Origin of the sequence: Alcanivorax sp. REN37 (genome assembly GCF_041102775.1) — a bacterium.
In the GTDB taxonomy this organism is placed as follows: Bacteria; Pseudomonadota; Gammaproteobacteria; order Pseudomonadales; family Alcanivoracaceae; genus Isoalcanivorax; species Isoalcanivorax beigongshangi.
In genome coordinates this window covers 1093783-1115207 of record NZ_JBGCUO010000001.1, presented here as the reverse complement: position 1 = coordinate 1115207, position 21425 = coordinate 1093783, and the positions used below count along the sequence as shown (strand labels likewise).

Here is a 21425-nt window from a genome sequence, read left to right as displayed (position 1 = left end):
CATCCGTCACCGCTATTCCCCGTGGTTGTCCATCTGCCGCAACGCCACCAATTCCGCCAGCACGGTGGTAGCAAAGGCGCCGGCAGGCAAGCTCATCTGCACCCGCAACACCTGGTCGGCTTCCCAGTCCACCTGTAGGTCGGCCACCGGCAGCCGGGTGGCACGCCGAGCGGCACTCACTTGATGGCTGGCCAAGGCCGCAATCACCGCACTGCTGGGCGCCAGCACCGACGCTTCCAGCGCGGCACAAAGGCCGGATGATGACATGCCGCCGTCACCGGGCAAAGGCGCGGTGGGATGCACCTCGCCGGCAGCTACCCGGGCTGCCACCTGCGGATCGTCATCGCCCTGGAACAGCGCACTGCGACCATCGAGCTGAAGGATGTCGCCGGGCAACCAGCGCTGCCAATTATCCTGCCGCACCCGCTCCGCCAACACTTGGTTGAACAGGTCGGAGCGCACCGCCGACAACCACAAGCTGCGCAGCGCCTGCTTGCGTGGCGCCTCGCCCTCGCCCAGCAGCCAGGCGGTGGCACGCTCGGCATTATCACCGTAGCGGCCAAACCGCTGGACGCCAAAATAGTTGGGCACCCCCTGGGCACGAATCAGTGCGGCGCGCTCGGCCACTGCCGCGACGTCGCCGTCAGCCTGGCGCAGACGCAGATCAAAACGGTTGGCGCGGTGGGTGCCGCGGTTGAGCTTGCGCCGGTGGCGCGCCGCCGACACCAGCGTCACACCATCGGGCAACGCGGACAGGTCCGGGTCCTCGCGCCCCGGCAAATGCAGGCTGAACCATTGGGTGGTGACCGCTTGGCGGTCTTTGAGGCCGCTGTAACCCACCGCTCGCAGCGGCAACTTGGCCATGCGCGCCAGCGCCAGCGCCAGATCGGTGGTATTCCAATTGACCTTGCAAAGCTGCAGCCACAGGTGCTCGCCCTCACCATCGGGGGCAAACCCCATCTGCTCATCGACAATGAAATCGTCTGGCCGACTGCGCAGTACCCCGCTGGCCGGCACGGCGCCATGGGCGCCCGGTGTCGGCGTCATGAACGCTGCACCAGCACCACGGCGTGCACCGCAATGCCTTCTTGGCGACCCAGCGCACCGAGCTTCTCAGCGGTAGAGGCTTTCACCGACACCGCTCCCACATCACAGCCAAGGATCTCGGCCAAACGCGCGCGCATGGCCGGCACATGGGGCGCCAGTTTTGGGCGCTCGGCGATCACCGTCAGGTCGAGATTGCCGAGCTGCCAGCCGGCTTGCTGCACATGACGGTAAACCTCGGCCAGCAACACGGCAGAATCGGCCCCTTTCCACGTCGGATCGGTGTCCGGGAAAAAGTGGCCGATGTCACCCAGCGCCAACGCACCGAGCAGCGCATCGGACACCGCGTGCAACACCACGTCACCGTCGGAGTGCGCGCGCAAGCCACGGCTATGATCGATGCGGACGCCGGCCAACATCACATGGTCGCCGTCCTCAAAAGCGTGGACATCGAACCCCTGGCCGATACGGATGGCTGTCATGCGTGCTCCTGTTGTTGCTGGGCAAGGAAGAACCGCGCCAGCGGCAAGTCCGCCGGCCAGGTGATCTTGATATTGTCGGCGGCGCCGGCCACCAATCGCGGCTGCCAACCTGCGCGTTCCATGGCAGAGGCCTCGTCGGTGATCTCGGCACCGGCTTGCAGTGCGGTTTGCAGCGCAGCGCGCAGTGCACCCACCGGGAACAATTGCGGCGTCAACGCGCGCCACACCGTGCTGCGGTCCAGGGTCGCAAGAATGCGGCTGCCGTCGCTTTGCTTGAGGGTATCGGCCACCGGCGCGGCGAGGATGGCGCCGTCGCTGCCGCACTCCTCGATCAAGCGCCGAATGTCCGCCGCGCGCACGCAAGGGCGCGCCATGTCGTGCACCAGCACCCAATCGTGGTCGCCGGCACCGGGCAGCGCCGCCAAGCCGTTGAGCACTGATTCGGCCCGAGTTGGGCCACCGAACGCGGTTACCACACCGGCACGAGACGCCACTGGCAACTGCGGCCACAGCGGATCGTCGGCGGCCACCACCACCACCAATGCCTGCAACGGCACACTATCGAGCAGCCGCGCCACGCTGTGCTCCGCCACCGTGCGCTGATCCAGTTTGAGGTATTGCTTGGGCAGGTCTGCGGCCATGCGACTGCCATGGCCAGCAGCGGGCATCAGACCGAAAAGACGGGCATCACTGGGCAACATCGCGATCGAGCACCAAGTAGAAGGTCTCGCCATCGCGGATCAGGCCCAAATCACGCCGGGCGATTTCTTCCACGGTGTCGAGGCCCTGTTTGAGATCGGCCACATCAGCGGCCATAAGGCGGTTGCGGTCGCGCAGGCGCTCGGTCTCCTGCTCCAGCTCCGCCACGTTCTGTTGCAGCGCCAAACCATGGCGCAGGCTGCCTTCGCCGAACCACAGCCGCAACTGTAAGGCCAGCAAGGTGACCAGCAGCAGTGCCAGCAGCAGCCGCGGTCCGGTCACCCGGTTCATGCGCGGTGGCGCCCGTGCCGGGCGCCTCCGATCAGTGCAGACGCATCCATACGACCCACTCCTGCGCCATCGCCGGCGCGCTGCTGTCAGCCGAGGAACTTGAACTCTTTGCGGCCGTGGTAAGCGGCGCGGCCGAGTTCTTCTTCGATGCGGATCAGGCGGTTGTACTTGGCCACCCGGTCAGAACGGCACAGGGAACCCGTTTTGATCTGGCCCGCCGCTGTCGCCACCGCCAGATCGGCAATGGTGGTGTCGGCGGTTTCGCCGCTGCGGTGGGAAATCACCGCGGTGTAACCGGCGTCCTTGGCCATTTTGATAGCGGCCAGGGTTTCGGTCAGCGAGCCGATCTGGTTGAACTTGATCAGGATCGAGTTGGCGATCTGCTCATCAATGCCGCGCTGCAGGATCTTGGTGTTAGTCACGAACAAGTCGTCACCCACCAGCTGCACCTTGTCCGCCAGGCGGTCGCTCATCACTTTCCAACCGTGCCAGTCTGCTTCGTGCTGACCGTCTTCGATGGAGATGATCGGGTAGCGGTCGCACAGCTGCGCCAGGTAGTCGACGAACTCTTCGGAACTGAGGCTGCGGCCTTCACCGGCCAGCACGTACTTGCCGTCGCGGTAGAATTCGCTGGCAGCGCAGTCCAACGCCAGAGTGATGTCGGTGCCGAGGCCGTAGCCGGTCAGACCGATCGCTTCGACGATGGCTTCCAGCGCCGCTTCGTTGGACGGCAGATCCGGTGCGAAACCACCCTCGTCGCCCACCGCGGTGTTCAGGCCGCGCTTCTTCAGCACGCTTTTGAGCGCGTGGAACACTTCCGCACCACAGCGCACCGCTTCCGCGATGGACGTCACACCCACCGGCTGGATCATGAATTCTTGGATATCGACGTTGTTATCAGCGTGTTCGCCACCGTTGATGATGTTCATCATCGGCACCGGCAGGCTGAACGCCACGTCGTCCGGGTAGAGGCCGTTGATGTATTCGTACAGCGGCTTTTTCTGTACCGCCGCTGCGGCTTTGGCCGCCGCCAGCGACACCGCCAGAATGGCGTTGGCACCCAGGCGCTCTTTGTTCTCGGTACCGTCCAGATCGATCATGGCGGTATCCAGCGCGACCTGCTCGGTCACGTCACGGCCGAGCAGCAGTTCGCGGATTTCGGAGTTCACGTTGCCAACGGCAGTGAGCACCCCTTTGCCCAAGTAACGGCTGTTATCGCCGTCACGCAGTTCCAGCGCTTCACGGGAACCGGTGGACGCGCCGCTGGGGGCACATGCCGAACCCACGGCTCCGGACTCCAGCACCACATCAGCTTCGATGGTCGGGTTGCCGCGGGAATCCAGAATTTCGCGGGCTTTGATGTCAACGATCCTTGGCATGAAGGTCTCCGAGGCTTAGCGATTGTCAAACGAAGGAAAGGATTTCACCAACGCGTCCAGCGCCTGCATCTGGGCCAGGAACGGCTCCAGACGGTCGAGGCGCAGGGCACAAGGGCCGTCGCATTTGGCTTGGTCGGGGTCTGGGTGGGCTTCCAAGAACAGCCCGGCCAGACCTTGCGACATGCCCGCCCGCGCCAATTCTGCCACCTGCTGGCGACGACCGCCGGCGGAGTCAGAACGGCCGCCGGGCATTTGCAGGGCGTGGGTCACGTCGAAGAACACCGGGTAGCCAAACTGCTTCATCAGGCCGAAGCCGAGCATGTCCACCACCAGGTTGTTGTAACCGAAACTGCTGCCGCGTTCGCACAGAATCAGCTCGCTGTTTCCGGCTTCTTCGCACTTGTGCAGGATGTGGCCCATTTCACGGGGCGCCAAGAACTGCGGCTTTTTGATGTTTATCACCCGCCCGGTGCGTGCCATGGCCACCACGAGGTCGGTTTGCCGAGCAAGAAACGCCGGCAACTGCAGGATATCAATCACTTCTGCCGCCGGTGCGGCCTGCCACGGCTCATGCACGTCGGTGAGCAGCGGACAGCCGAAGGTGGCTTTGACCTCTTCGAAAATCTTCAGCCCTTCGTCCAGCCCCGGTCCCCGGTAGGAGTTGAGCGAGGAACGGTTGGCTTTATCGAACGACGCCTTGAATACCCACGGAATGCCGAGTTTGCTGGTGACTTCGGCGTACTGCTCAGCGACTTGCATCGCCATGTCGCGGGACTCAAGGACGTTCATGCCGCCGAACAGTACGAACGGCAGGTCGTTGCCGATTTTCAGGCCGCCGACCTCAATGATTTTCTGCGTGGTCATGGATCACTTGCCTCCGCCGTGGGCTTCGCGGTGCGCTTGCGCCGCCGCCACATAACTGCTGAACAGCCCGTGGCCATCACGGGGCGTGGAGGTGAACTCCGGGTGGAACTGGCACGCCACAAACCACGGGTGATCCGGGATTTCCACCACTTCCACCAGCTCGCCATCCAGCGAGCGGCCCACTATGCGCAGGCCCGCGGCTTGCAACTGATCGAGGTAGTGGTTGTTCACTTCGTAGCGATGGCGGTGGCGCTCGCGCACCCGTTCGCTGCCATAGGCGGCGGCGGTGCGGGAGTCTGCTTCCAGCACGCATTCCTGGGCGCCGAGACGCATGGTGCCGCCGAGGTCGGAGTCCGCATCACGCTGCTCGGTGCTGCCGTCTTCGGTATGCCACTCAGTGATCAGGCCCACCACCGGATGCGGGCTGGCCGGATTGATTTCGGTGGAATTGGCGCCGTCGAGGCCGACCACATTGCGCGCATATTCCACCACCGCCAGCTGCATGCCAAGGCAGATGCCAAGGTAGGGAATGTTGTGCTCGCGGGCAAAGCGGATGGCGGCAATCTTGCCTTCGGTACCACGATCGCCAAAGCCACCGGGCACCAAAATGCCGTCCAGGTATTTGAGCTTGTCGGTACCCAGCCGCTCCATGTCTTCCGCGTCGAAGTACTTGATGTTGACGCGGCAGTTGCGGGTGATGCCGGCGTGCATCAACGCTTCGTTGAGCGACTTGTAGGCATCCGGCAGTTCCACGTATTTGCCGACCATGCCGATGGTGACTTCGTGCTCTGGATTGAGGTGCACATCCACTACCCGGTCCCACTCGTCGAGTTTGGGTTCCGGATAGCTGAGGCCGAATTTCTCCAGCACGATGCTGTCCATGCCCTGCTCGTGCAGCACCCGCGGCACCTGGTAAATGGTGCGGCTGTCGGGGCAGGAAATCACCGCACGCGCTTCCACGTTGGTGAACAGCGCAATTTTCTCGCGCTCACCGGTGGGGATGGTGCGGTCGGAGCGGCACACCAGAATGTCCGGCTGCAGGCCGATGGAGCGCAGTTCTTTCACCGAGTGCTGGGTAGGCTTGGTCTTGATTTCGCCGGCGGACGGGATGTACGGCACCAACGTCAGGTGCACCAGCAGCGATTTGCTGGAGCCGAGCTCCACGCGCATTTGGCGCACTGCTTCCAGGAACGGCAGCGATTCGATGTCGCCGGCGGTGCCGCCGATTTCGACAATCGCCACATCGGCCTGGCCGGCGCCTTGGCGCACCATCGCCTTGATCTGGTCAGTGATGTGCGGAATCACCTGCACGGTGGCACCGAGGTACTCACCACGGCGCTCCTTGTCGAGCACGCTCTGGTAGATGCGGCCGGTGGTGAAGCTGTTGGCACGGGTCAAGCGGGTGCGAATGAAGCGCTCGTAGTGACCGAGGTCGAGGTCGGTTTCGGCGCCGTCCTCGGTGACGAACACTTCACCGTGCTGGAACGGACTCATGGTGCCGGGATCCACGTTGATGTAGGGATCCATCTTCAGCATGGTCACGTTCAGACCGCGGGCTTCGAGCAGGGAGGCCAGGGAAGCAGAAGTAATGCCCTTGCCCAGTGACGACACTACGCCGCCTGTGACAAATATGAATCGCGTCATGCGCTCACCGCAGCTGGCCCATTGCCGCTGCGGCACACCATCCATCAGGACCGGGGTGCGGCGGGCGCAAGGCTGAAAAAGGAAAAAGCGGCGCCCTGGGAAACGTAGAACTTCGCTGTGGAAAGCGGACGTTTTCCGAAGAGTGCGCTGCTACTAGGACGGGAGGAAATGCTAACAGAATGGCCTCAGGCCCACAATGCGCCCGCAGGCCGCGACGCCGGGTGGCACGGCGGCGCTGGAGTCACCCGCAACCAGCGCTCAGCGTCGGCGCGCGCCGCCCAGGCGGCATCCGAGACACCCAGGCCAGCCACGGCCCACGGCATGCCATCACGCCACAGCACAGGCAGTCGCTGACGTTGCCAAGGCGGCACGCCCGCCGCCCGCCATTGTTCGCGCACCTCCCGCTGGCGTCCATGCTGGCGCCAGTGCAGGCCGGCTACCGCCGGGCCCAGCTGCCAATCGCCGCCGGCTGGCAACGGCCAGTCGCGCTCATCCTGCACATCGTCGCCACTCACCCACTGCAACTGCACCGCGCCGCAGCAGGCATCGGCGCTCGGTAACGGCTGTGCTGAAAGCGGTTGCTGCTCTAGCTCTGCCAACAAGTACAGTCCGTGCCGGTGACGCCGGAATACCACCGCGCCCACTGGTACCTGCGGCTGGCGGTCGGCCTCGGCGGTGAGCAGTTCGCTGCGCACCCGTTCCAGCACTTTCAGTGGCGGTGCCCGCAGCCGTTCACGGCGCAGCCAGCCGTGCAAAAGGTTGCGCTGGCGGGCTGGCGACAGTTGCGCCAATTGCGCCAGACACAAGCTACCATCCGCCCGTGCTAACGCCGCTAGGTCCTCGGCGGCGCGCTGATCGAGCAGCTCTAAGCTGTCCTGCTGCAACGTCGCGGCCCGCGCCAAGGTGGCGGCGGTGCCGGCAAAGCGTTGTTCCAACTGCGGCAGAATGCGGTTGCGCAGAAAGTTGCGGTCCATGTCGTCGGCAGCGTTGGTGGGATCGTCCACCCACTGCAACTGCCAGCGCGCCGCCAACAGCTCCAACTGCTGGCGTCGATAGCCCAGCAGCGGCCGGTGCAGCCAGCGCCCAGCGCGAGCACTGACTGGCGCCATGGCCGCCAACCCGGCACTGCCACTGCCGCGCAGCAATCGCAGCAACACTGTTTCAGCCTGATCGTCCAGATGATGAGCCAACAACACGGCGCCGCCGGCTGGGGCCTCGGCTAACAGCGCTTGGTGGCGGGCGCGACGCGCCTGCTCTTCCACACTGCCGCCCACCGCCACCTGCACCCGACACAGGGTACAGGCCAGTCCCCAGGCCGCTGCCTGCTGCTGTACGTGCTGCGGCCAAGGCTCGGCCGCGGCCTGCAAGCCGTGGGCGACGTGCACCACTTTCAAACGCGGGCCGAGTCCAGCGCGCACCAGCGCCGCCAGCAACACGGTGGAATCCAGCCCACCACTGACCGCCACCACCAACGGCGCTGGCAGCGCCTGCAACGGCGCCGCCAAGGCCGCCAGCCAAGCGGCTTCCTGTTCAGGACGGTGGGGAAAAGGAGCGCTGCTGTGCATCGGCTTCCTAGCGGTCAGTCAGACAATAAAAAGCCGCCGCGGCCGGGAGGCGGGCTCCGGGCGCTGCGGCGGCTGCAATAACGACAACTGGCGATCAGGCGCCGTGGGTCACGTTGCCGTAGGACATCAGCCGCGCATAGCGGCGGTCCACCAGTTCGGTGGTATCCAGATCATCCAGTCGCGCCAAGGCCTTGATCAGACTCTTGCGCAAGCGCTGAGCCGCCAGATCGTGGTCGCGATGGGCGCCACCAAGCGGCTCTTCGATCACTTCGTCGACAATGCCCTGCTCGTGCAGTCGGCCGGCGGTCAGCCCCATCGCTTCAGCGGCTTCCGGCGCCTTGTCGGCGCTGCGCCACAGAATCGAAGCACAGCCTTCCGGGGAAATGGCCGCATAGGTGGAATACTGCATCATCTGCAAGTGATCGCAGACACCGATCGCCAGCGCCCCGCCGGAGCCGCCTTCACCGATCACGGTGGCAATCATCGGCACTTTCAGCGCCGAGGCCACCAGCAGGTTGCGGGCAATCGCCTCGCTTTGGCCGCGCTCTTCAGCGTCGATGCCGGGGTAAGCACCGGGGGTGTCGACGAAGGTCAGGATCGGCAGCTTGAAGCGCTCCGCCATTTCCATCAGTCGCAATGCTTTGCGGTAGCCTTCCGGTTTCGGCATGCCGAAGTTACGACGCACCTTTTCTTTCACCGCGCGGCCTTTCTGGTGGCCGATCACCATCACCGCACGGCCTTCCAGCCGTGCCAGACCACCGACAATGGCGGCGTCGTCAGCGAAGGTGCGGTCACCATGCAGCTCATCGAACTGGTCGAAGATGCGGCTGATGTAATCGAGCGTGTACGGACGCTGCGGATGGCGGGACAACTGGGAGATCTGCCAGGAAGAGAGATTTTTGAAAATGCTCTCGGTCAGCGCGATGCTCTTTTCCTGGAGCTTCGCGATCTCTTCGGAGATGTTCACCTCCGGCGCATTGCCCACCAGTCGCAGGTCCTCGATCTTGGCTTCCAAATCAGCGATGGGCTGTTCGAATTCGAGGAAATTCGGGTTCATTCCTGGACCTCTGATGAGTGAATGGGGGCCAGTTTAGCGGCAAAGCAGCCGAAACGTCGATCTAGGCCGCCCCCGGCCTGGTTTCAACTTGTTACGCCCCGCTGACAGCCCGGTCAGTACTCGATCGCCACCGACTTGTCACCGAAGCGGTTGCGCAGCTCTTCCACCAGCGCCTGCTCCGGGCGCACCCGCCACGGGTCACCGAGCACCATCGACACCCGCCCATCGCTGTGGGTCAGCTTGAGCATCACCGGGCAGCCGTGTTCGCTCCGGTAGGGTTCCAGCACCCGTTGCAGCAACGCTGGTAACGACGCACTGACCGGCGTCGCCAATGCCAACCGCCGCGCGTACTGGGCGCGGGCTTCGGCAATATTAAAGATTTCGTCGGCCATGATGCCGAAACCGCCGGTGTATTCGTCATTGCGCACCGCACCGCGGATCACCAGCAGCACATCCTTTTCGATGCGCTCAGCAAACTGCGCGAACACCCGGCCGAACACCGACACTTCCACCCGGCCGGTTTTGTCGTCCAAGGTCAGGAACGCCATACGCTCGCCGCTACGCTTGCTGCGGGTGATACGCAGCGCCACCACCAGTCCGGCCACAGTGGCCACTTCGCCCTTGCCGGTGGGAGTAAGGGAATTGAGCCGAGCCGAGACAAAGCGGTTTACCTCGCGCTCGAACTGATCAATAGGGTGGCCGGTGAGGAACAGGCCGAGCGTGTCACGCTCGCCATTGAGGCGTTCGTCATCACTCCAGGGGCGGCCGATCTTCCACTCCACCGCCGGCGCTTCAGCGGTGCCGCCCCCGCCGCCGCCAAACAGGTCGTCCATACCGGCGGCTTCGTTGCGGGCGTCCTGCTCCGCCGCTTGCATCGCATCAGACAGGCTCGCCATCAGCGTGGCGCGGTCACTGAACTCGCGCTGAGGGCCCATGGTATCGAGCGCCCCAGCGCGGATCAGCGCTTCCATGGAGCGCTTGTTCATGCGCTTCAAGTCCACCCGGCGGCAGAAGTCGAACAGGTCTTCGAACACCATGCCGGCAGCGCGCGCCTGCACGATGGCATCGATTGGCCCTTCGCCGAGGCCCTTGATGGCACCAAGGCCGTAAACGATGTCGCCGTCGTCGTTGACGGTGAAGCGGTAGCCACAGCTGTTCACATCCGGCGGCAGCACTTTGAGCCCCATCGAGTGGCACTCATCGATGAAGGTCACCACCTTGTCGGTGTGCTGCATATCCGCCGAGATCACCGCTGCCATAAATTCGGCCGGGTAATGCACTTTCAGCCAAGCGGTCTGGTAGGCCACCAGCGCGTAGGCAGCGGAGTGGGATTTGTTGAAGCCGTATCCGGCGAATTTCTCCACCAAGTCGAAAATGCGGATCGCCAGCTCGCCGTCAACGCCCTTGTCACGCGCGCCACTTTCGAAGATTTCGCGCTGCTCGGCCATCTCCTCCGGCTTTTTCTTGCCCATCGCCCGGCGCAGCATGTCCGCGCCGCCGAGGGTGTAGCCGGCCAGCACCTGGGCAATCTGCATCACCTGTTCCTGATACAGGATCACGCCGTAGGTGGGCTTGAGGATCGGCTCCAGCCATTGGTGCTGGTATTGCGGGTCGGGATAGGCCAGCGGTTCACGGCCGTGTTTGCGGTTGATGAAGTTATCGACCATGCCCGATTCCAGCGGGCCCGGCCGGTACAGCGCCACCAACGCAATGATGTCCTCGAACACGTCCGGCCGGAGCTTTTTAATCAGCTCTTTCATGCCCTGCGATTCAAGCTGGAACACGGCGGTGGTTTCACCGCGCTTAAGCAGCTCAAAACTAGGCGCGTCGTCGAGCGGGATTTCGGAGATATCCAGCGGCGCTTCGCCGCTGCGGGCGCGGCGCTGGTTGGCGGCGCGCACCGCCCAGTCAATGATGGTCAGCGTCTTCAGGCCGAGGAAGTCGAACTTCACCAACCCCGCCGATTCAACGTCGTCCTTGTCGAACTGGGTGACCAGGTTGTCGCCGTCTTCATCGCAATGCAGCGGCGCGAAATCCGTCAATCGACCGGGGGCGATCACCACCCCACCGGCGTGCTTACCAACGTTACGGGTCAAGCCTTCCAGCTGCAGCGCCATGTCCCAGATTTCGTTGGCGGCTTCACTGTCGGAGTGTTCATCGCTGTTGAGAAATTCGCGCAGCGGCTCTTCTTGCTCCAGCGCTTTTTCCAGCGTCATGCCCGGCGTCGGCGGGATCATCTTCGACAGCCGGTCGGCCAAGCCGTAGGGCTTGCCCTGCACCCGCGCCACGTCACGCACCACCGCCTTGGCGGCCATGGTGCCGAAAGTAATGATCTGCCCCACCGCTTCGCGGCCGTATTTATCGGCCACATAGCTGATGACCCGGTCGCGCTTATCCATGCAGAAATCGACGTCGAAGTCGGGCATAGAAATCCGTTCCGGGTTCAAGAAGCGTTCGAACAGCAGGTCGTACTGGATCGGGTCGAGATCAGTGATCTCCAGCGCATAGGCCACCAGCGAGCCGGCACCGGAACCCCGCCCCGGCCCCACCGGCACATCGTTTTCCTTCGCCCAGCGAATGAAGTCCGACACGATCAGGAAGTAGCCGGGAAAGCCCATGTCGTTAATGGTCTTCAGCTCGAACTGCAGGCGCTCGTCATAGGGACGGCGACGCTCGGCGTAGTCCGGCGCAGCGGCATCGAGGATGCTTTCCAACCGCAGGTTAAGCCCGCGGCGAGATTCTTCCTCGATGAATTGTTCGATGGTGAAGCCCGGCGGAATCGGGAAGTCCGGAAGAAAGCTTTTGCCCAGCCGTAGGTCGACGTTGCAGCGCTTGGCGATCTGCACCGAGTTGGCCAGCGCCTCCGGCAGGTCGGCAAACAGCGCGACCATTTCCGCTTCGCTTTTCAGATATTGCTGTTCGCTGTATTTACGCGGTCGGCGGCTGTCGTCGATGGTGGCGCCGTCGTGGATACAGACCCGCGCCTCGTGGGCGTCGAAGTCGTCCTCCACCAGGAAACGCACATCGTTGGTGGCCACCACCGGCAGTTGCAGGGCGTCGGCCAGTGCCACGGTGGCGTGCAGGCAGTCTTCGTCACCGGCACGTTCGGTGCGCTGCACTTCCAAATAGAAACGGTCACCGAACCACTGGCGAAATTCCGTCGCCACCGCCGCTGCTTCGTCGCGCTTGTCGGCCAGCAGCAGACGACCGATTTCACCGTGCCGCGCCGCCGACAACAGGATCAACCCGTCGTTAAGCTCCTGCAGCCACTCGCGCTTGACCACCGAACGGCCGCGCAGCTGGTTGTGCTGCCAAGCGCGAGAAATCAGCAGCGTCAGATTCTGGTAGCCCACCGCATTCTGCACCAGCGCGCAGATGCGCAGCGGCTCTTCAAACAGGCTGCTTTCCAGCCACAGGTCAGCACCGGCGATCGGCTTGATGCCGGCGCCCTGAGCAGCGCTGTAGAACTTGATCAAGGCAAACAGGTTGGAGTCGTCGGTGACACCCACCGCCGGCATGCCTTGAGCCACGCACTGCTTCACCAACCCTTTAACGCGCACCAGACCATCCACCAACGAGTAGTCGGTGTGCACACGCAAATGGACAAAAGCAGGATCGGTCACCGGTTCACCTCAAGGATCAATGCGGGGCGGAGAGACAGCGTGGACGTCAGCCGACGTCACGCAAGGCAGCGCGGGCCACCGGGCCAAACGATTGCCGGTGCAGACCGGGCAAGGCGCCGTGGCGGTCCAATGCTGCCAGATGTTCAGCAGTCGGGTAACCCTTGTGCTGTGCGAAACCATATTCGGGATAGTGCTGGTGCAGCGCGGCCATCTCCGCGTCGCGGGCGACCTTGGCCAATACCGACGCGGCACTGATGGCGGGGATCAGGCCATCGCCCTTCACCACCGCTTCCGCTGGCACGCCGAACTCTGGACTGCGGTTGCCGTCCACCAGCACCGCCTGCGGGCGCTGTGGCAGATTCTGTACCGCGCGTTGCATCGCCAGCATGGTGGCTTGGTAAATATTGAGCTGATCGATTTCAGCCGGTTCCGCGCGGCCGTAGGCGAAGGCCAGCGCACGTTCCTGAATCAACGGCACCAGCGCCAGCCGGCGCCGTTCGGTGAGCCGTTTGCTGTCTGCCAGCCCGTCAATCGGGCGCGCCGGATCAAGGATCACCGCCGCTGTCACCACAGCACCAATCAAGGGACCACGGCCCACTTCATCCACGCCCGCCAGCAGCATGCCCGGCTGCCAGTGGAAACGGCTCGGCAGCCACGGCGGCGCCAACGGATACTCGGAAAACGGGGTCACCCACGCGGCTCCGCTGCCAACACTGAGACCACGGCGTCAGCGGCGGTGGCACTGGCGTCGCGGCGCAGGCGCTGGTGGACCGCATCGAAGGCATCAGTCAGTGCCGCCACACGATCAGGGTTGTCCAGCCATTCCAACACCGCCTTGGCGGCGGCTTCCGGGGTCAGCTGGTCTTGGATCAACTCCGGAATCAGCGGCTGCTCGGTAAGCAGGTTGGGCAGGCCGACGTGATCGATTTTCACTAGTCGGCGCGCAATGCGATACGTCAGCGCACCGAGGCGGTAACCGATCACCATCGGCTTTTTCAGCAGCAGTCCTTCCAAGGTGGCGGTGCCGGAGGCCATTAACACCACATCGGCGGCGGCCATCACGGTGCGGCCCTTGCCGGCCACACACTGCACCCCTTCCATGCGCTGACGCGTCAGTTCAGCCAGGATTTCCTGCTCCCGTTCCGGGGTGGCGGCGGGAATCACGATCTGCAGCCCGGGCCGGCGGGCCCGCACCTGGCGCGCAGCGGCGAGGAAATCAGGCAGCAGCTGCCGCACTTCGCCGCTGCGGCTACCAGGCAGCACCGCGAGCACCGGACGCGAGGAATCCAGTCCCAATTCGGCGCGAGCTTCGGCGGTAGGCGGCTGCATGGGGATGGTGTCAGCCAGCGGGTGGCCAACGAAGGTGACCGGCACCTGATGCTGCTGGTAGAACGCCGCTTCGAACGGCAGCAGCGTCAGCATATGGTCCACGTCACGGCGGATGCCCTGGATGCGGCCTTGCCGCCAGGCCCACACCGACGGGCTGACATAATGCACCGTGCGCAACCCACGCCGATGCAGGCGCCGCGCCAGTGACAAAGTGAAGTCGGGGGAATCGATGCCGATATAAAGCCGGGCACCTTCGGCCACAAACCACTGCTCCAGCTGGCGCCGCAGGCGGAACAGCTCCGGCAGCCGCGGCACCACTTCGGTCAGCCCCATCACCGACAGACGTTCCATCGGGCACAGGGTTTCGGCACCCTCGGCCAACATCTGCGGGCCGGCGATGCCAATGAAGCGAGCGTCGGGGTAGTGCTGCCGCAAGGCGCGGATCAGCCCGGCGCCTAGGGTGTCGCCGGACAGCTCGCCGACGACGATGGCAAAAACCGGTGCGGGGCACGCCGGCATCGCGTTCTCCTTGGCAGCGAGACTCGGCGCTCAGCGGGTGATGCCGCGCTCCGAGGCCCGCAGTGAATCAACGAACAGAGCCAGCTCCAGGCTCTGTGGCAATTGGTCCAGCTCCGCGAGTGCCTGCTCCAACGTCAGCCCCTGCCGGTACACCAGCTTGTAGGCACGCCGCAGCAAAGCGATCAGGTCAGCACTCCAGCCGCGACGGCGCATGCCTTCGAAGTTCATGCTGCGGGCGGCGGCGGGGTTACCCCCCACCATGACATAGGCCGGGACGTCCTTGAGCACCAGCGAGCAGCCGGCAGTCATGGCGTAGGAGCCGATGCGGCAGAACTGGTGCACCCCGGTCATACCGCCAAGGATCACGCCGTCACCGATGTGCACATGGCCGGCAATGCCGGTGGTGTTGGCAAAAATATTGTGGCTGCCAATCATGCAGTCGTGTGCCACGTGGACACCCGCCATCAGCAGATTGTCATCACCGATACGGGTCAAGCCCTGATCCTGCACGGTGCCGCGGTGAATCGAGACATGCTCACGGATGACGTTGTGATTGCCGATTTCCAGCCGGGTCGGTTCGCCACGGTATTTCTTGTCCTGGCAGTCTTCGCCGACCGAGGCAAATTGGAAAATCCGGTTGTGTTCACCGATTACGGTGGGCCCTTTGATCACCACATGGGGACCAATCACGGTGCCGGCGCCGATGCGTACCCCAGGACCAATAATGGAATAGGGCCCGACCTGGACATCACTGGCCAGCTCCGCACCGGTGTCGATGATCGCGGTAGGATGAATCATTCAGTTTGTTATCCGGGGTTCTGGTCTGGGCCAGCACCGACTCCCACGGCACTGACCTGAGCTTGCGCCACGGTGCGTCCTGCACTGGCGCACGTCTGCCCGCAATGCGCGGGCAGACGTGGACAGGGAGTATAAGGCAGATCAGTGCAGTTTGCGCACCCCTTGGTGCACCGGCAGGCGGGTCAGACGCGCTGTTCGGCAACCATGGTCTCGGCGCTGGCAACCAGCTGGCCGTCGACGCGGGCTTCGCAGGCAAACTTGAGGATGTGGCGGCGGACGGCAATCAGGCTAGCGGTCATCACCAGCTGGTCGCCTGGCACTACCGGGCGCTTGAAACGCGCCTTGTCGGTGCCGCACAGCAGGTAGTTGAAACCATCCGCCGGGCGCTTGTTCTCGGTGACGAAACCGAGGATACCGGCAGCCTGGGTCATGGCTTCGATAATCAGCACGCCGGGCATCACCGGCTCCTGCGGGAAGTGGCCGTTGAAGAACGGCTCATTGACGGTGACGTTCTTGATCGCCACCACTTTCTCGCCCGGTACCAGTTCGATGATGCGGTCCACCAGCAGGAACGGATAGCGTTGCGGCAGGTATTCCTTGATTTCGTTGATGTTCATCATAGCCCTTGTCTCACTCCCGCACGGCGGGCGCGAAACCTGTCTCCGTCACAAAAAAGGAAAACAAAAAAAGCGCGGTCCGGAATCTTTAATCGCCGTCGCGGCGGCCTTTTTCCAGTGTCCGCACCCGCCGGTACAGTTCGTCGAGATGACGAAAACGCGCGGCATTGCGTTGCCAGCGATCTTGACGATCCGCCGGCAGTGCCGACCCGTAAACGCCCCGCTCGGTCAAAGAACGGGACACCAAGGTCATGCCCAGCACGGTGACACCATCGGCAATGTCCAGATGCCCCGCCACGCCCACAGCGCCGCCAAGCAAACAATGGCGGCCGATGCGTGTACTGCCGGAGACCCCGACCTTGCCAGCCATGGCGGTGTGGTCACCCACCACCACGTTGTGTCCAAGATGGACCTGGTCGTCGAGGATGACACCGTCGCCGATCAGGGTGTCGTCGATGGCGCCACGGTCGATGGTGACATTGGCACCGATCTCAACCCCAGCACCGATGCTGACCCCGCCCACCTGGGCCACTTTGTGCCATTGGCCGGCGCTGAATGCGAAACCGAAGCCATCGGCACCGACTACTGAACCGGCGTGTATGATAGTGCCCGGCCCAATTTTGACGCCATGGTAAATTGTAACATTCGGCCAGAGGCGCACGCCCTCTGCGAGGCTGCTGCCGGCGCCGATAAAGCAGCCCGGCATGATCACCACGTCAGCCCCAATGGTGACGCCATCCTCAATCACCGCATTGGCACCGATGGACGCACTCGGGTGCACCTGCGCCAGCTCCGACACCACTGCCCGCGGATGAATACCGGCGGCGGGCCGCGGCGCGCGATCGAACCAATGGCTGGCGCGGGCGAAGGCTTGGTAGGGATCGTCCACCACCAACACCGCGCCCGGTGCATGCTCGGCATCGGCGGCGGTGCACAGCACCGCGCCGGCAGTGGTTTCGGCCAGTTGGCTGCGGTAGCGCGGATTGGCAAGGAAGGCTAACTGCTCGCCGGTGGCGGCTTTCAGCGTTCCCAGGCCAGTGATCACCGTGTCACCCGGGCCGCGCAGGGTGGCCCCCAGCGCCTCGGCCAACGCGGCCAGCGTCAGTGTTTGCATGGATGTCTTCCCCTGCACGGAAGGGTCTCAGCCGCCCCCGTGGATGCCTAATTCTATCCGGCACCGGCCTGCCGCCAGTGCACGACGGGCGACAGTATAAAGACTGTGTCACCAAAACGACACGGGGCCGCCGCAGCGACCCCGTGTCAGTGTGCCAGCCGGTTCAGCGGCGGCTGTTCAGGCGACGCACCACATCGGCGGTGATATCCACCGACTCGCTGTTGAAGATCATCGCTTGGGCATTGATGATCATGTCCAAACCACGTTCCTTGGCCACTTCTTCCACCGCTTTATCAAAGCGCGGTCCCATGGCTTCCATCAGTTCTTTGCGGTCGTTGTCGTAGCGGCGCTGCAGTGAGTTGCGCAGCGACTGGATTTCGTAACCCTTGGCTTCGATCTGCTCTTCCAGCTGCGAACGCTGCTGGTTTTGCATGGTGACGCCATCGCGCTGCAGACGGGTGCCCATTTCGGTGTACTCGCGCTCAAGCCGCTTGAGTTTCTCGGTGTCCTGCTCCAACGCGCGCTGCAGCGTGTTGTTGCGGGTCTTCACTTCCTCAGCGCTGCTGATCGCCACCGCCGGGTCGATCACGCCAATCTTCACATCAGCTGCGGCCAGCATCGGCACCATCAGTACCGCCACCATCGCCATACGCTTGAAAATCGTCATTGCCTTGCTCCTTAAAACACTTGACCCAAGGAGAACTGGAACACTTCGGTGTCGTCCCCGGACTTCTTGTTCAGCGGTCGTGCGAGGTTGAAGCTGAGGGGGCCAATGGCCGTCAGCCAGGTCAGCCCAATGCCCGCGCTATAGCGGAATTCATCGGGGTCGAAATCGTAACGGAGGTTCTCAACCCGTGTCTCGAACACCTGCCCACCGTCGACGAAGAAGAAGGTGCGCACATTGCGGCTGTCGGCGGCGAACGGGGTCGGGAAAATCAGCTCAAGACTGGCTTCCACCAGGAAGTTGCCCCCCATCGGTTCCGGCCGCGGGTCCGGACGGCAGTTGGGGCTGTTCGGGTTCTGCTGACAGATGATGGCGTAAGACAACGCTCCGGAACGCGCACCCAGGCTGCGTGAGCGGTAACCGCGCACCGAGCCGATGCCGCCGGAATAGTAGTTCTCGAAGAACGGCAGTGCGCCGTAATCGCCGTAGCCGTCGCCGTAGCCCACATCACCGCGCGCGCGCAGGGTCCAGCGCCGCGAGATCGGGAAGAACTTCTGCCCTTCCCAGTTGAGCTTGTAGAAGGTGTAGTCGGAACCCGGCACCGCCACATCCAGACCCACCGACTGCGACCAACCACGATCCGGCAGCATGCCGCGGTTCAGCGTGCTAGTGCTGAACGACGCATTGGCACGGTACAGGTTGAACTGGTCACCCTGCGCTTTCAGGAAGCGGTAGATGTCCTCGGCCACGTAGTCGCCCACGGTCAGCTTGATGTTGTCGTAGCCGACGCCAAAGTTCAGGCGCGAGTATTCCGAGGTCGGGTAGCCGTAGTTCACTGAACCGCCGTAACGATCCGCCGCATAGGACGCCACCCGCGCCTTGCTGAAGTCGATCTTGGAGTAGTACAGATTGAAGCCGCGGCTCACCCCATCCAAGGTGTAGTACGGATTGAAGTGGGAGAAGCTGTAGCTGTCGCGGATCTCACTGCGGCTGAGCGCGAACGACACCCGGTTACCGCTGCCCATGAAGTTGTTCTGGCTGACGCTGGCGCCAAAGATGAAACCAGACGCCTCGGAATAACCGACGTTGGCGCCGATCGAGCCAGACGGCTGCTCTTCCACTTTGTAATTCACGTCCACAGTGTCGTCAGCACCGACCACGCGCGGGGTATCGGCTTCGACGATGCTGAAGTAGCCGAGTCGTTCCAGACGCTCGCGGGACAGATCAATCAACGCCGTATTCGCCGGCGCCCCCTCAAACTGGCGCAGCTCGCGGCGCATCACTTCGTCGTGGGTCTTAGCGTTGCCGGCGAAGTTTACTTGGCGCACATACACCTTGCGGCCGGGGTCGACGTAGAACGTGACGTCGACGGTGCGGTCGCCGTCGTGCACATCTGGGAAGTCGTTAACCTTAGCGAAGGTGTAGCCCTCGTTGCCGAGCCGGCGGCTGAGCAATTCGGCGGTCTGGGTCACCACCTGCTGGGAGAACACCTGTCCCGGCTGCACCACCAGCAGCGGCCGTAGATCGTCCTCATCCACCACCAATTCACCAGCCAACTTGACCTCGCCGACCTTGTAGCGCTCACCCTCGTCAATGTTGACGGTGATGTAGACGCTCTGACGGTCCGGCGTTACCGACACTTGGGTGGATTCCAGCGAGAAGTTAATGTAGCCGCGGTCCATGTAATAGGAACGCAACCGCTCCAAGTCACCGGACAGGCGCTCGCGGGAATAGCGGTGGCGGCTGCCGAACGGCCACCATCCACGCGGCTTCAACTCGAACGCCTTGCGCAGCTCATCGTCGCTGAACACCTGGTTGCCGACGATGTTGATGTCACGAATGCTGGCGGAGCTGCCTTCGTAGATTTTGATCTTCAGTGACACCCGGTTACGCGGCAGTGGCACCGCTTCGGTGGTCACCTGGGCATCGTAACGGCCCTGAGCGATATACTGACGCTGCAGCTCACCGGCGATGGTGGACAGCGTTGAACGCCGGTACACCTCACCTTCAGCGAGGCCGGCGTCCTTCAAACCTTTGCGCAGGTTATCTTCGGAAATCGACTTATTGCCGTTGATGTCGAGCTTGGCAATGGCCGGGCGTTCCGACACCACCACCACCAGCTGATCGCCATCGCGGCCGATCTGCACGTCCTCGAAATCACCGCCTTCAAACAGCCGGCGTACCGCTTCCGCCACATCGCGCTGGGATACCACATCACCGGAACGGATCGGCAGCGCGGCATAGACCCGCTCAACCGGCAACCGCTGCAGTCCTTCGACACGGATATCCGCCACGCGGAAATCACTTTGTGCGCTGGCCAGGGCCGCACCCAGCGACCACAGCAGCACCCATCCTTTCAGCCAGTTTTGCAAAACGCCCCCAACTGTCATGCGAATTGCCGCATCAGGTCGTTGAAAATTGCCACGCCCATGAGGCTCACCACCAGGATCAGCCCCACGCTTTGCGCCATCATCAGGAATCGCTCGGGCAGTGCCTTGCCGCGCATCATTTCCACCAGTCCGAACAAGATCCAACCTCCATCGAGCATCGGTACCGGCAGCAAATTGATGACGCCGAGACTGATGCTGAAGAACGCCAGGAAGGTCATGAACGTCACCACGCCGATGGCAGCGGTTTCGCCTGCTGCCTGGGCAATGGTGATCGGCCCTCCCAGGCTCTTCACCGAAATGTCGCCGGTCAGCATCTTCGCAATCGAGCCGACGATCATACTGATCTGTTGGCCAAGGCGCGACACAGCCGCGGGGATGGCTTCCAGAACCCCATATCGGATGTCACGAAGGCCGCCAAGTTCCACACCAGCGCGACCGATTTGCTGGCCGTCGGCACTGACCGTGGCCGGCACCAGCGTCAACGCCACCCGTTGATCACCGCGCTGGACCTCCAATTGCAGTGTCTGCCCGGCGGATTGCTGTACCTGCTCCACCCATTGGCGCCAGCCCGCCACCGGCGCCCCGTCCAGCGTCAGCAGCCGATCACCGGGGAGCAGCCCGGCCTGCTCTGCCGCACCGCCTTCGTGTACTTTGCCCACCACCGCAGCCAGCGGCGCCACGCTGAGACCCAGCGCCTCCAGCAACGGCTGCTCTGGATCACGGCTCCAGGCGGCCACCGGCAGCGCCAACTCCAACTGCTCCTGCTGGCCGCGCGCCACCGTGACCGGCACTGAACGGGTCTCGCCGACATAATGCAGCATGGCATTACCAAACTGGTCCCAGGAGCGGATCCGGCGGCCGTCTAAAGCGAGAATCTCATCACCGGGCTGCAGTCCAGCGTTGGCCGCGGCCGACTGCGCGGCAATCGGCCCCACCACCGGCGGCAAGCCAGTCTGACCCACCACCAACACCACCCAGTACAGCAATACCGCCAGCAGTAGGTTGGCAGCCGGACCGGCGGCGTACACCAACACCCGTTGCCAGGCCGGCTTGCCGGAGAATTCCTGCTGCTCTTCACCGGGCAGGATGTCGCAGTCGCGACGATCAAGCGGCTTCACATAGCCGCCGAGGGGAATGGCGCTGAGGACGAATTCGGTGCCGTTCTGAGCCCGCCAACGGGCCAGCCGCGGTCCGAAACCGATCGAGAAGGTGAGCACCCGCACACCGAACAAGCGCATGGTGAGATAGTGCCCGTACTCGTGGATGGCCACGATGATAAAGATGGTCAGTGCAAAGGCGAGCAGCGTAATCAGCATGCGGTTACCGTACTCCGGCCCCGGTCACGG

General features: G+C 63.5%; 18 protein-coding genes. All 18 read right to left on the bottom strand.

Annotation, left to right across the window (positions count from 1 at the left end; all coding sequences use genetic code 11):
- Window positions 1-12: 12 nt before the first annotated feature.
- Window positions 13-1047 carry a tRNA pseudouridine(13) synthase TruD gene (gene truD, locus AB5I84_RS04955; protein WP_369454749.1) on the bottom strand — a complete coding sequence of 345 codons (1035 nt, stop codon included), beginning with the start codon at window positions 1045-1047 and terminating at the stop codon, window positions 13-15.
- The gene (gene ispF / locus AB5I84_RS04950) at window positions 1044-1526 is read right to left on the bottom strand and encodes a 2-C-methyl-D-erythritol 2,4-cyclodiphosphate synthase (protein ID WP_369454748.1); all 483 of its coding nucleotides are present in this window, start codon (window positions 1524-1526) and stop codon (window positions 1044-1046) included. The genes truD and ispF overlap by 4 nt, the downstream gene beginning before the upstream one ends.
- Complete coding sequence (ispD, locus tag AB5I84_RS04945; protein WP_369456064.1) at window positions 1523-2194, bottom strand: 2-C-methyl-D-erythritol 4-phosphate cytidylyltransferase; 672 nt, start codon at window positions 2192-2194, stop codon at window positions 1523-1525. The genes ispF and ispD overlap by 4 nt, the downstream gene beginning before the upstream one ends.
- Before the next feature lie 19 nt (window positions 2195-2213).
- Complete coding sequence (locus tag AB5I84_RS04940) at window positions 2214-2516, bottom strand: FtsB family cell division protein (protein WP_369454747.1); 303 nt, start codon at window positions 2514-2516, stop codon at window positions 2214-2216.
- 86 nt (window positions 2517-2602) lie between these two features.
- Window positions 2603-3895, bottom strand: a complete 1293-nt coding sequence (gene eno / locus AB5I84_RS04935) for a phosphopyruvate hydratase (protein ID WP_369454746.1) — start codon at window positions 3893-3895, stop codon at window positions 2603-2605.
- A gap of 15 nt (window positions 3896-3910) precedes the next feature.
- A complete protein-coding gene (gene kdsA / locus AB5I84_RS04930; protein ID WP_369454745.1) occupies window positions 3911-4759 on the bottom strand; it encodes a 3-deoxy-8-phosphooctulonate synthase in 849 nt (282 codons plus the stop codon).
- A 3-nt stretch (window positions 4760-4762) separates the two neighbouring features.
- Entirely contained in the window at window positions 4763-6403 is a 1641-nt protein-coding gene (gene pyrG / locus AB5I84_RS04925; protein ID WP_369454744.1) for a CTP synthase, read from the bottom strand.
- Between the two features lie 185 nt (window positions 6404-6588).
- Window positions 6589-7968 carry a tRNA lysidine(34) synthetase TilS gene (tilS, locus tag AB5I84_RS04920; protein WP_369454743.1) on the bottom strand — a complete coding sequence of 460 codons (1380 nt, stop codon included), beginning with the start codon at window positions 7966-7968 and terminating at the stop codon, window positions 6589-6591.
- Window positions 7969-8062: 94 nt separating this feature from the next.
- Entirely contained in the window at window positions 8063-9025 is a 963-nt protein-coding gene (locus tag AB5I84_RS04915) for an acetyl-CoA carboxylase carboxyltransferase subunit alpha (RefSeq protein WP_369454742.1), read from the bottom strand.
- A gap of 113 nt (window positions 9026-9138) precedes the next feature.
- Window positions 9139-12648, bottom strand: a complete 3510-nt coding sequence (gene dnaE, locus AB5I84_RS04910) for a DNA polymerase III subunit alpha (RefSeq protein WP_369454741.1) — start codon at window positions 12646-12648, stop codon at window positions 9139-9141.
- A 46-nt stretch (window positions 12649-12694) separates the two neighbouring features.
- The gene (rnhB, locus tag AB5I84_RS04905) at window positions 12695-13339 is read right to left on the bottom strand and encodes a ribonuclease HII (RefSeq protein ID WP_439650187.1); all 645 of its coding nucleotides are present in this window, start codon (window positions 13337-13339) and stop codon (window positions 12695-12697) included.
- On the bottom strand, window positions 13336-14496 hold the full coding sequence (lpxB, locus tag AB5I84_RS04900) for a lipid-A-disaccharide synthase (protein WP_369454740.1): 1161 nt from the start codon (window positions 14494-14496) through the stop codon (window positions 13336-13338). Before lpxB ends, rnhB begins: the two co-directional genes overlap by 4 nt.
- A 30-nt stretch (window positions 14497-14526) precedes the next feature.
- Window positions 14527-15294, bottom strand: a complete 768-nt coding sequence (gene lpxA, locus AB5I84_RS04895) for an acyl-ACP--UDP-N-acetylglucosamine O-acyltransferase (protein WP_369454739.1) — start codon at window positions 15292-15294, stop codon at window positions 14527-14529.
- Between the two features lie 182 nt (window positions 15295-15476).
- Window positions 15477-15911 (bottom strand): 3-hydroxyacyl-ACP dehydratase FabZ, encoded by a 435-nt coding sequence (gene fabZ, locus AB5I84_RS04890; protein ID WP_369456062.1) that lies wholly within the window; start codon window positions 15909-15911, stop codon window positions 15477-15479.
- An 88-nt stretch (window positions 15912-15999) separates the two neighbouring features.
- Window positions 16000-17025 carry a UDP-3-O-(3-hydroxymyristoyl)glucosamine N-acyltransferase gene (gene lpxD / locus AB5I84_RS04885; protein WP_369454738.1) on the bottom strand — a complete coding sequence of 342 codons (1026 nt, stop codon included), beginning with the start codon at window positions 17023-17025 and terminating at the stop codon, window positions 16000-16002.
- Window positions 17026-17188: 163 nt separating this feature from the next.
- Complete coding sequence (locus AB5I84_RS04880; protein WP_369454737.1) at window positions 17189-17692, bottom strand: OmpH/Skp family outer membrane protein; 504 nt, start codon at window positions 17690-17692, stop codon at window positions 17189-17191.
- An 11-nt stretch (window positions 17693-17703) separates the two neighbouring features.
- A complete protein-coding gene (gene bamA, locus AB5I84_RS04875) occupies window positions 17704-20079 on the bottom strand; it encodes an outer membrane protein assembly factor BamA (protein WP_369454736.1) in 2376 nt (791 codons plus the stop codon).
- Window positions 20076-21395: an RIP metalloprotease RseP gene (gene rseP / locus AB5I84_RS04870; RefSeq protein WP_369454735.1), complete on the bottom strand. Its 1320-nt coding sequence runs from the start codon at window positions 21393-21395 to the stop codon at window positions 20076-20078. Before rseP ends, bamA begins: the two co-directional genes overlap by 4 nt.
- Window positions 21396-21425 lie beyond the last annotated feature (30 nt).

Bases quoted from the DNA above. Each gene is read 5' to 3' on its own strand.
- ispF (WP_369454748.1), bottom strand. From the start codon at position 1,526: ATGACAGCCATCCGTATCGGCCAGGGGTTCGATGTCCACGCTTTTGAG.
- lpxD (WP_369454738.1), bottom strand. From the start codon at position 17,025: ATGCAAACACTGACGCTGGCCGCGTTGGCCGAGGCGCTGGGGGCCACC.
- tilS (WP_369454743.1), bottom strand. From the start codon at position 7,968: ATGCACAGCAGCGCTCCTTTTCCCCACCGTCCTGAACAGGAAGCCGCT.
- kdsA (WP_369454745.1), bottom strand. From the start codon at position 4,759: ATGACCACGCAGAAAATCATTGAGGTCGGCGGCCTGAAAATCGGCAAC.
- rseP (WP_369454735.1), bottom strand. From the start codon at position 21,395: ATGCTGATTACGCTGCTCGCCTTTGCACTGACCATCTTTATCATCGTG.
- truD (WP_369454749.1), bottom strand. From the start codon at position 1,047: ATGACGCCGACACCGGGCGCCCATGGCGCCGTGCCGGCCAGCGGGGTA.
- lpxB (WP_369454740.1), bottom strand. From the start codon at position 14,496: ATGCCGGCGTGCCCCGCACCGGTTTTTGCCATCGTCGTCGGCGAGCTG.
- pyrG (WP_369454744.1), bottom strand. From the start codon at position 6,403: ATGACGCGATTCATATTTGTCACAGGCGGCGTAGTGTCGTCACTGGGC.
- fabZ (WP_369456062.1), bottom strand. From the start codon at position 15,911: ATGAACATCAACGAAATCAAGGAATACCTGCCGCAACGCTATCCGTTC.
- AB5I84_RS04880 (WP_369454737.1), bottom strand. From the start codon at position 17,692: ATGACGATTTTCAAGCGTATGGCGATGGTGGCGGTACTGATGGTGCCG.
- AB5I84_RS04940 (WP_369454747.1), bottom strand. From the start codon at position 2,516: ATGAACCGGGTGACCGGACCGCGGCTGCTGCTGGCACTGCTGCTGGTC.
- lpxA (WP_369454739.1), bottom strand. From the start codon at position 15,294: ATGATTCATCCTACCGCGATCATCGACACCGGTGCGGAGCTGGCCAGT.
- bamA (WP_369454736.1), bottom strand. From the start codon at position 20,079: ATGACAGTTGGGGGCGTTTTGCAAAACTGGCTGAAAGGATGGGTGCTG.
- eno (WP_369454746.1), bottom strand. From the start codon at position 3,895: ATGCCAAGGATCGTTGACATCAAAGCCCGCGAAATTCTGGATTCCCGC.
- AB5I84_RS04915 (WP_369454742.1), bottom strand. From the start codon at position 9,025: ATGAACCCGAATTTCCTCGAATTCGAACAGCCCATCGCTGATTTGGAA.
- ispD (WP_369456064.1), bottom strand. From the start codon at position 2,194: ATGCCCGCTGCTGGCCATGGCAGTCGCATGGCCGCAGACCTGCCCAAG.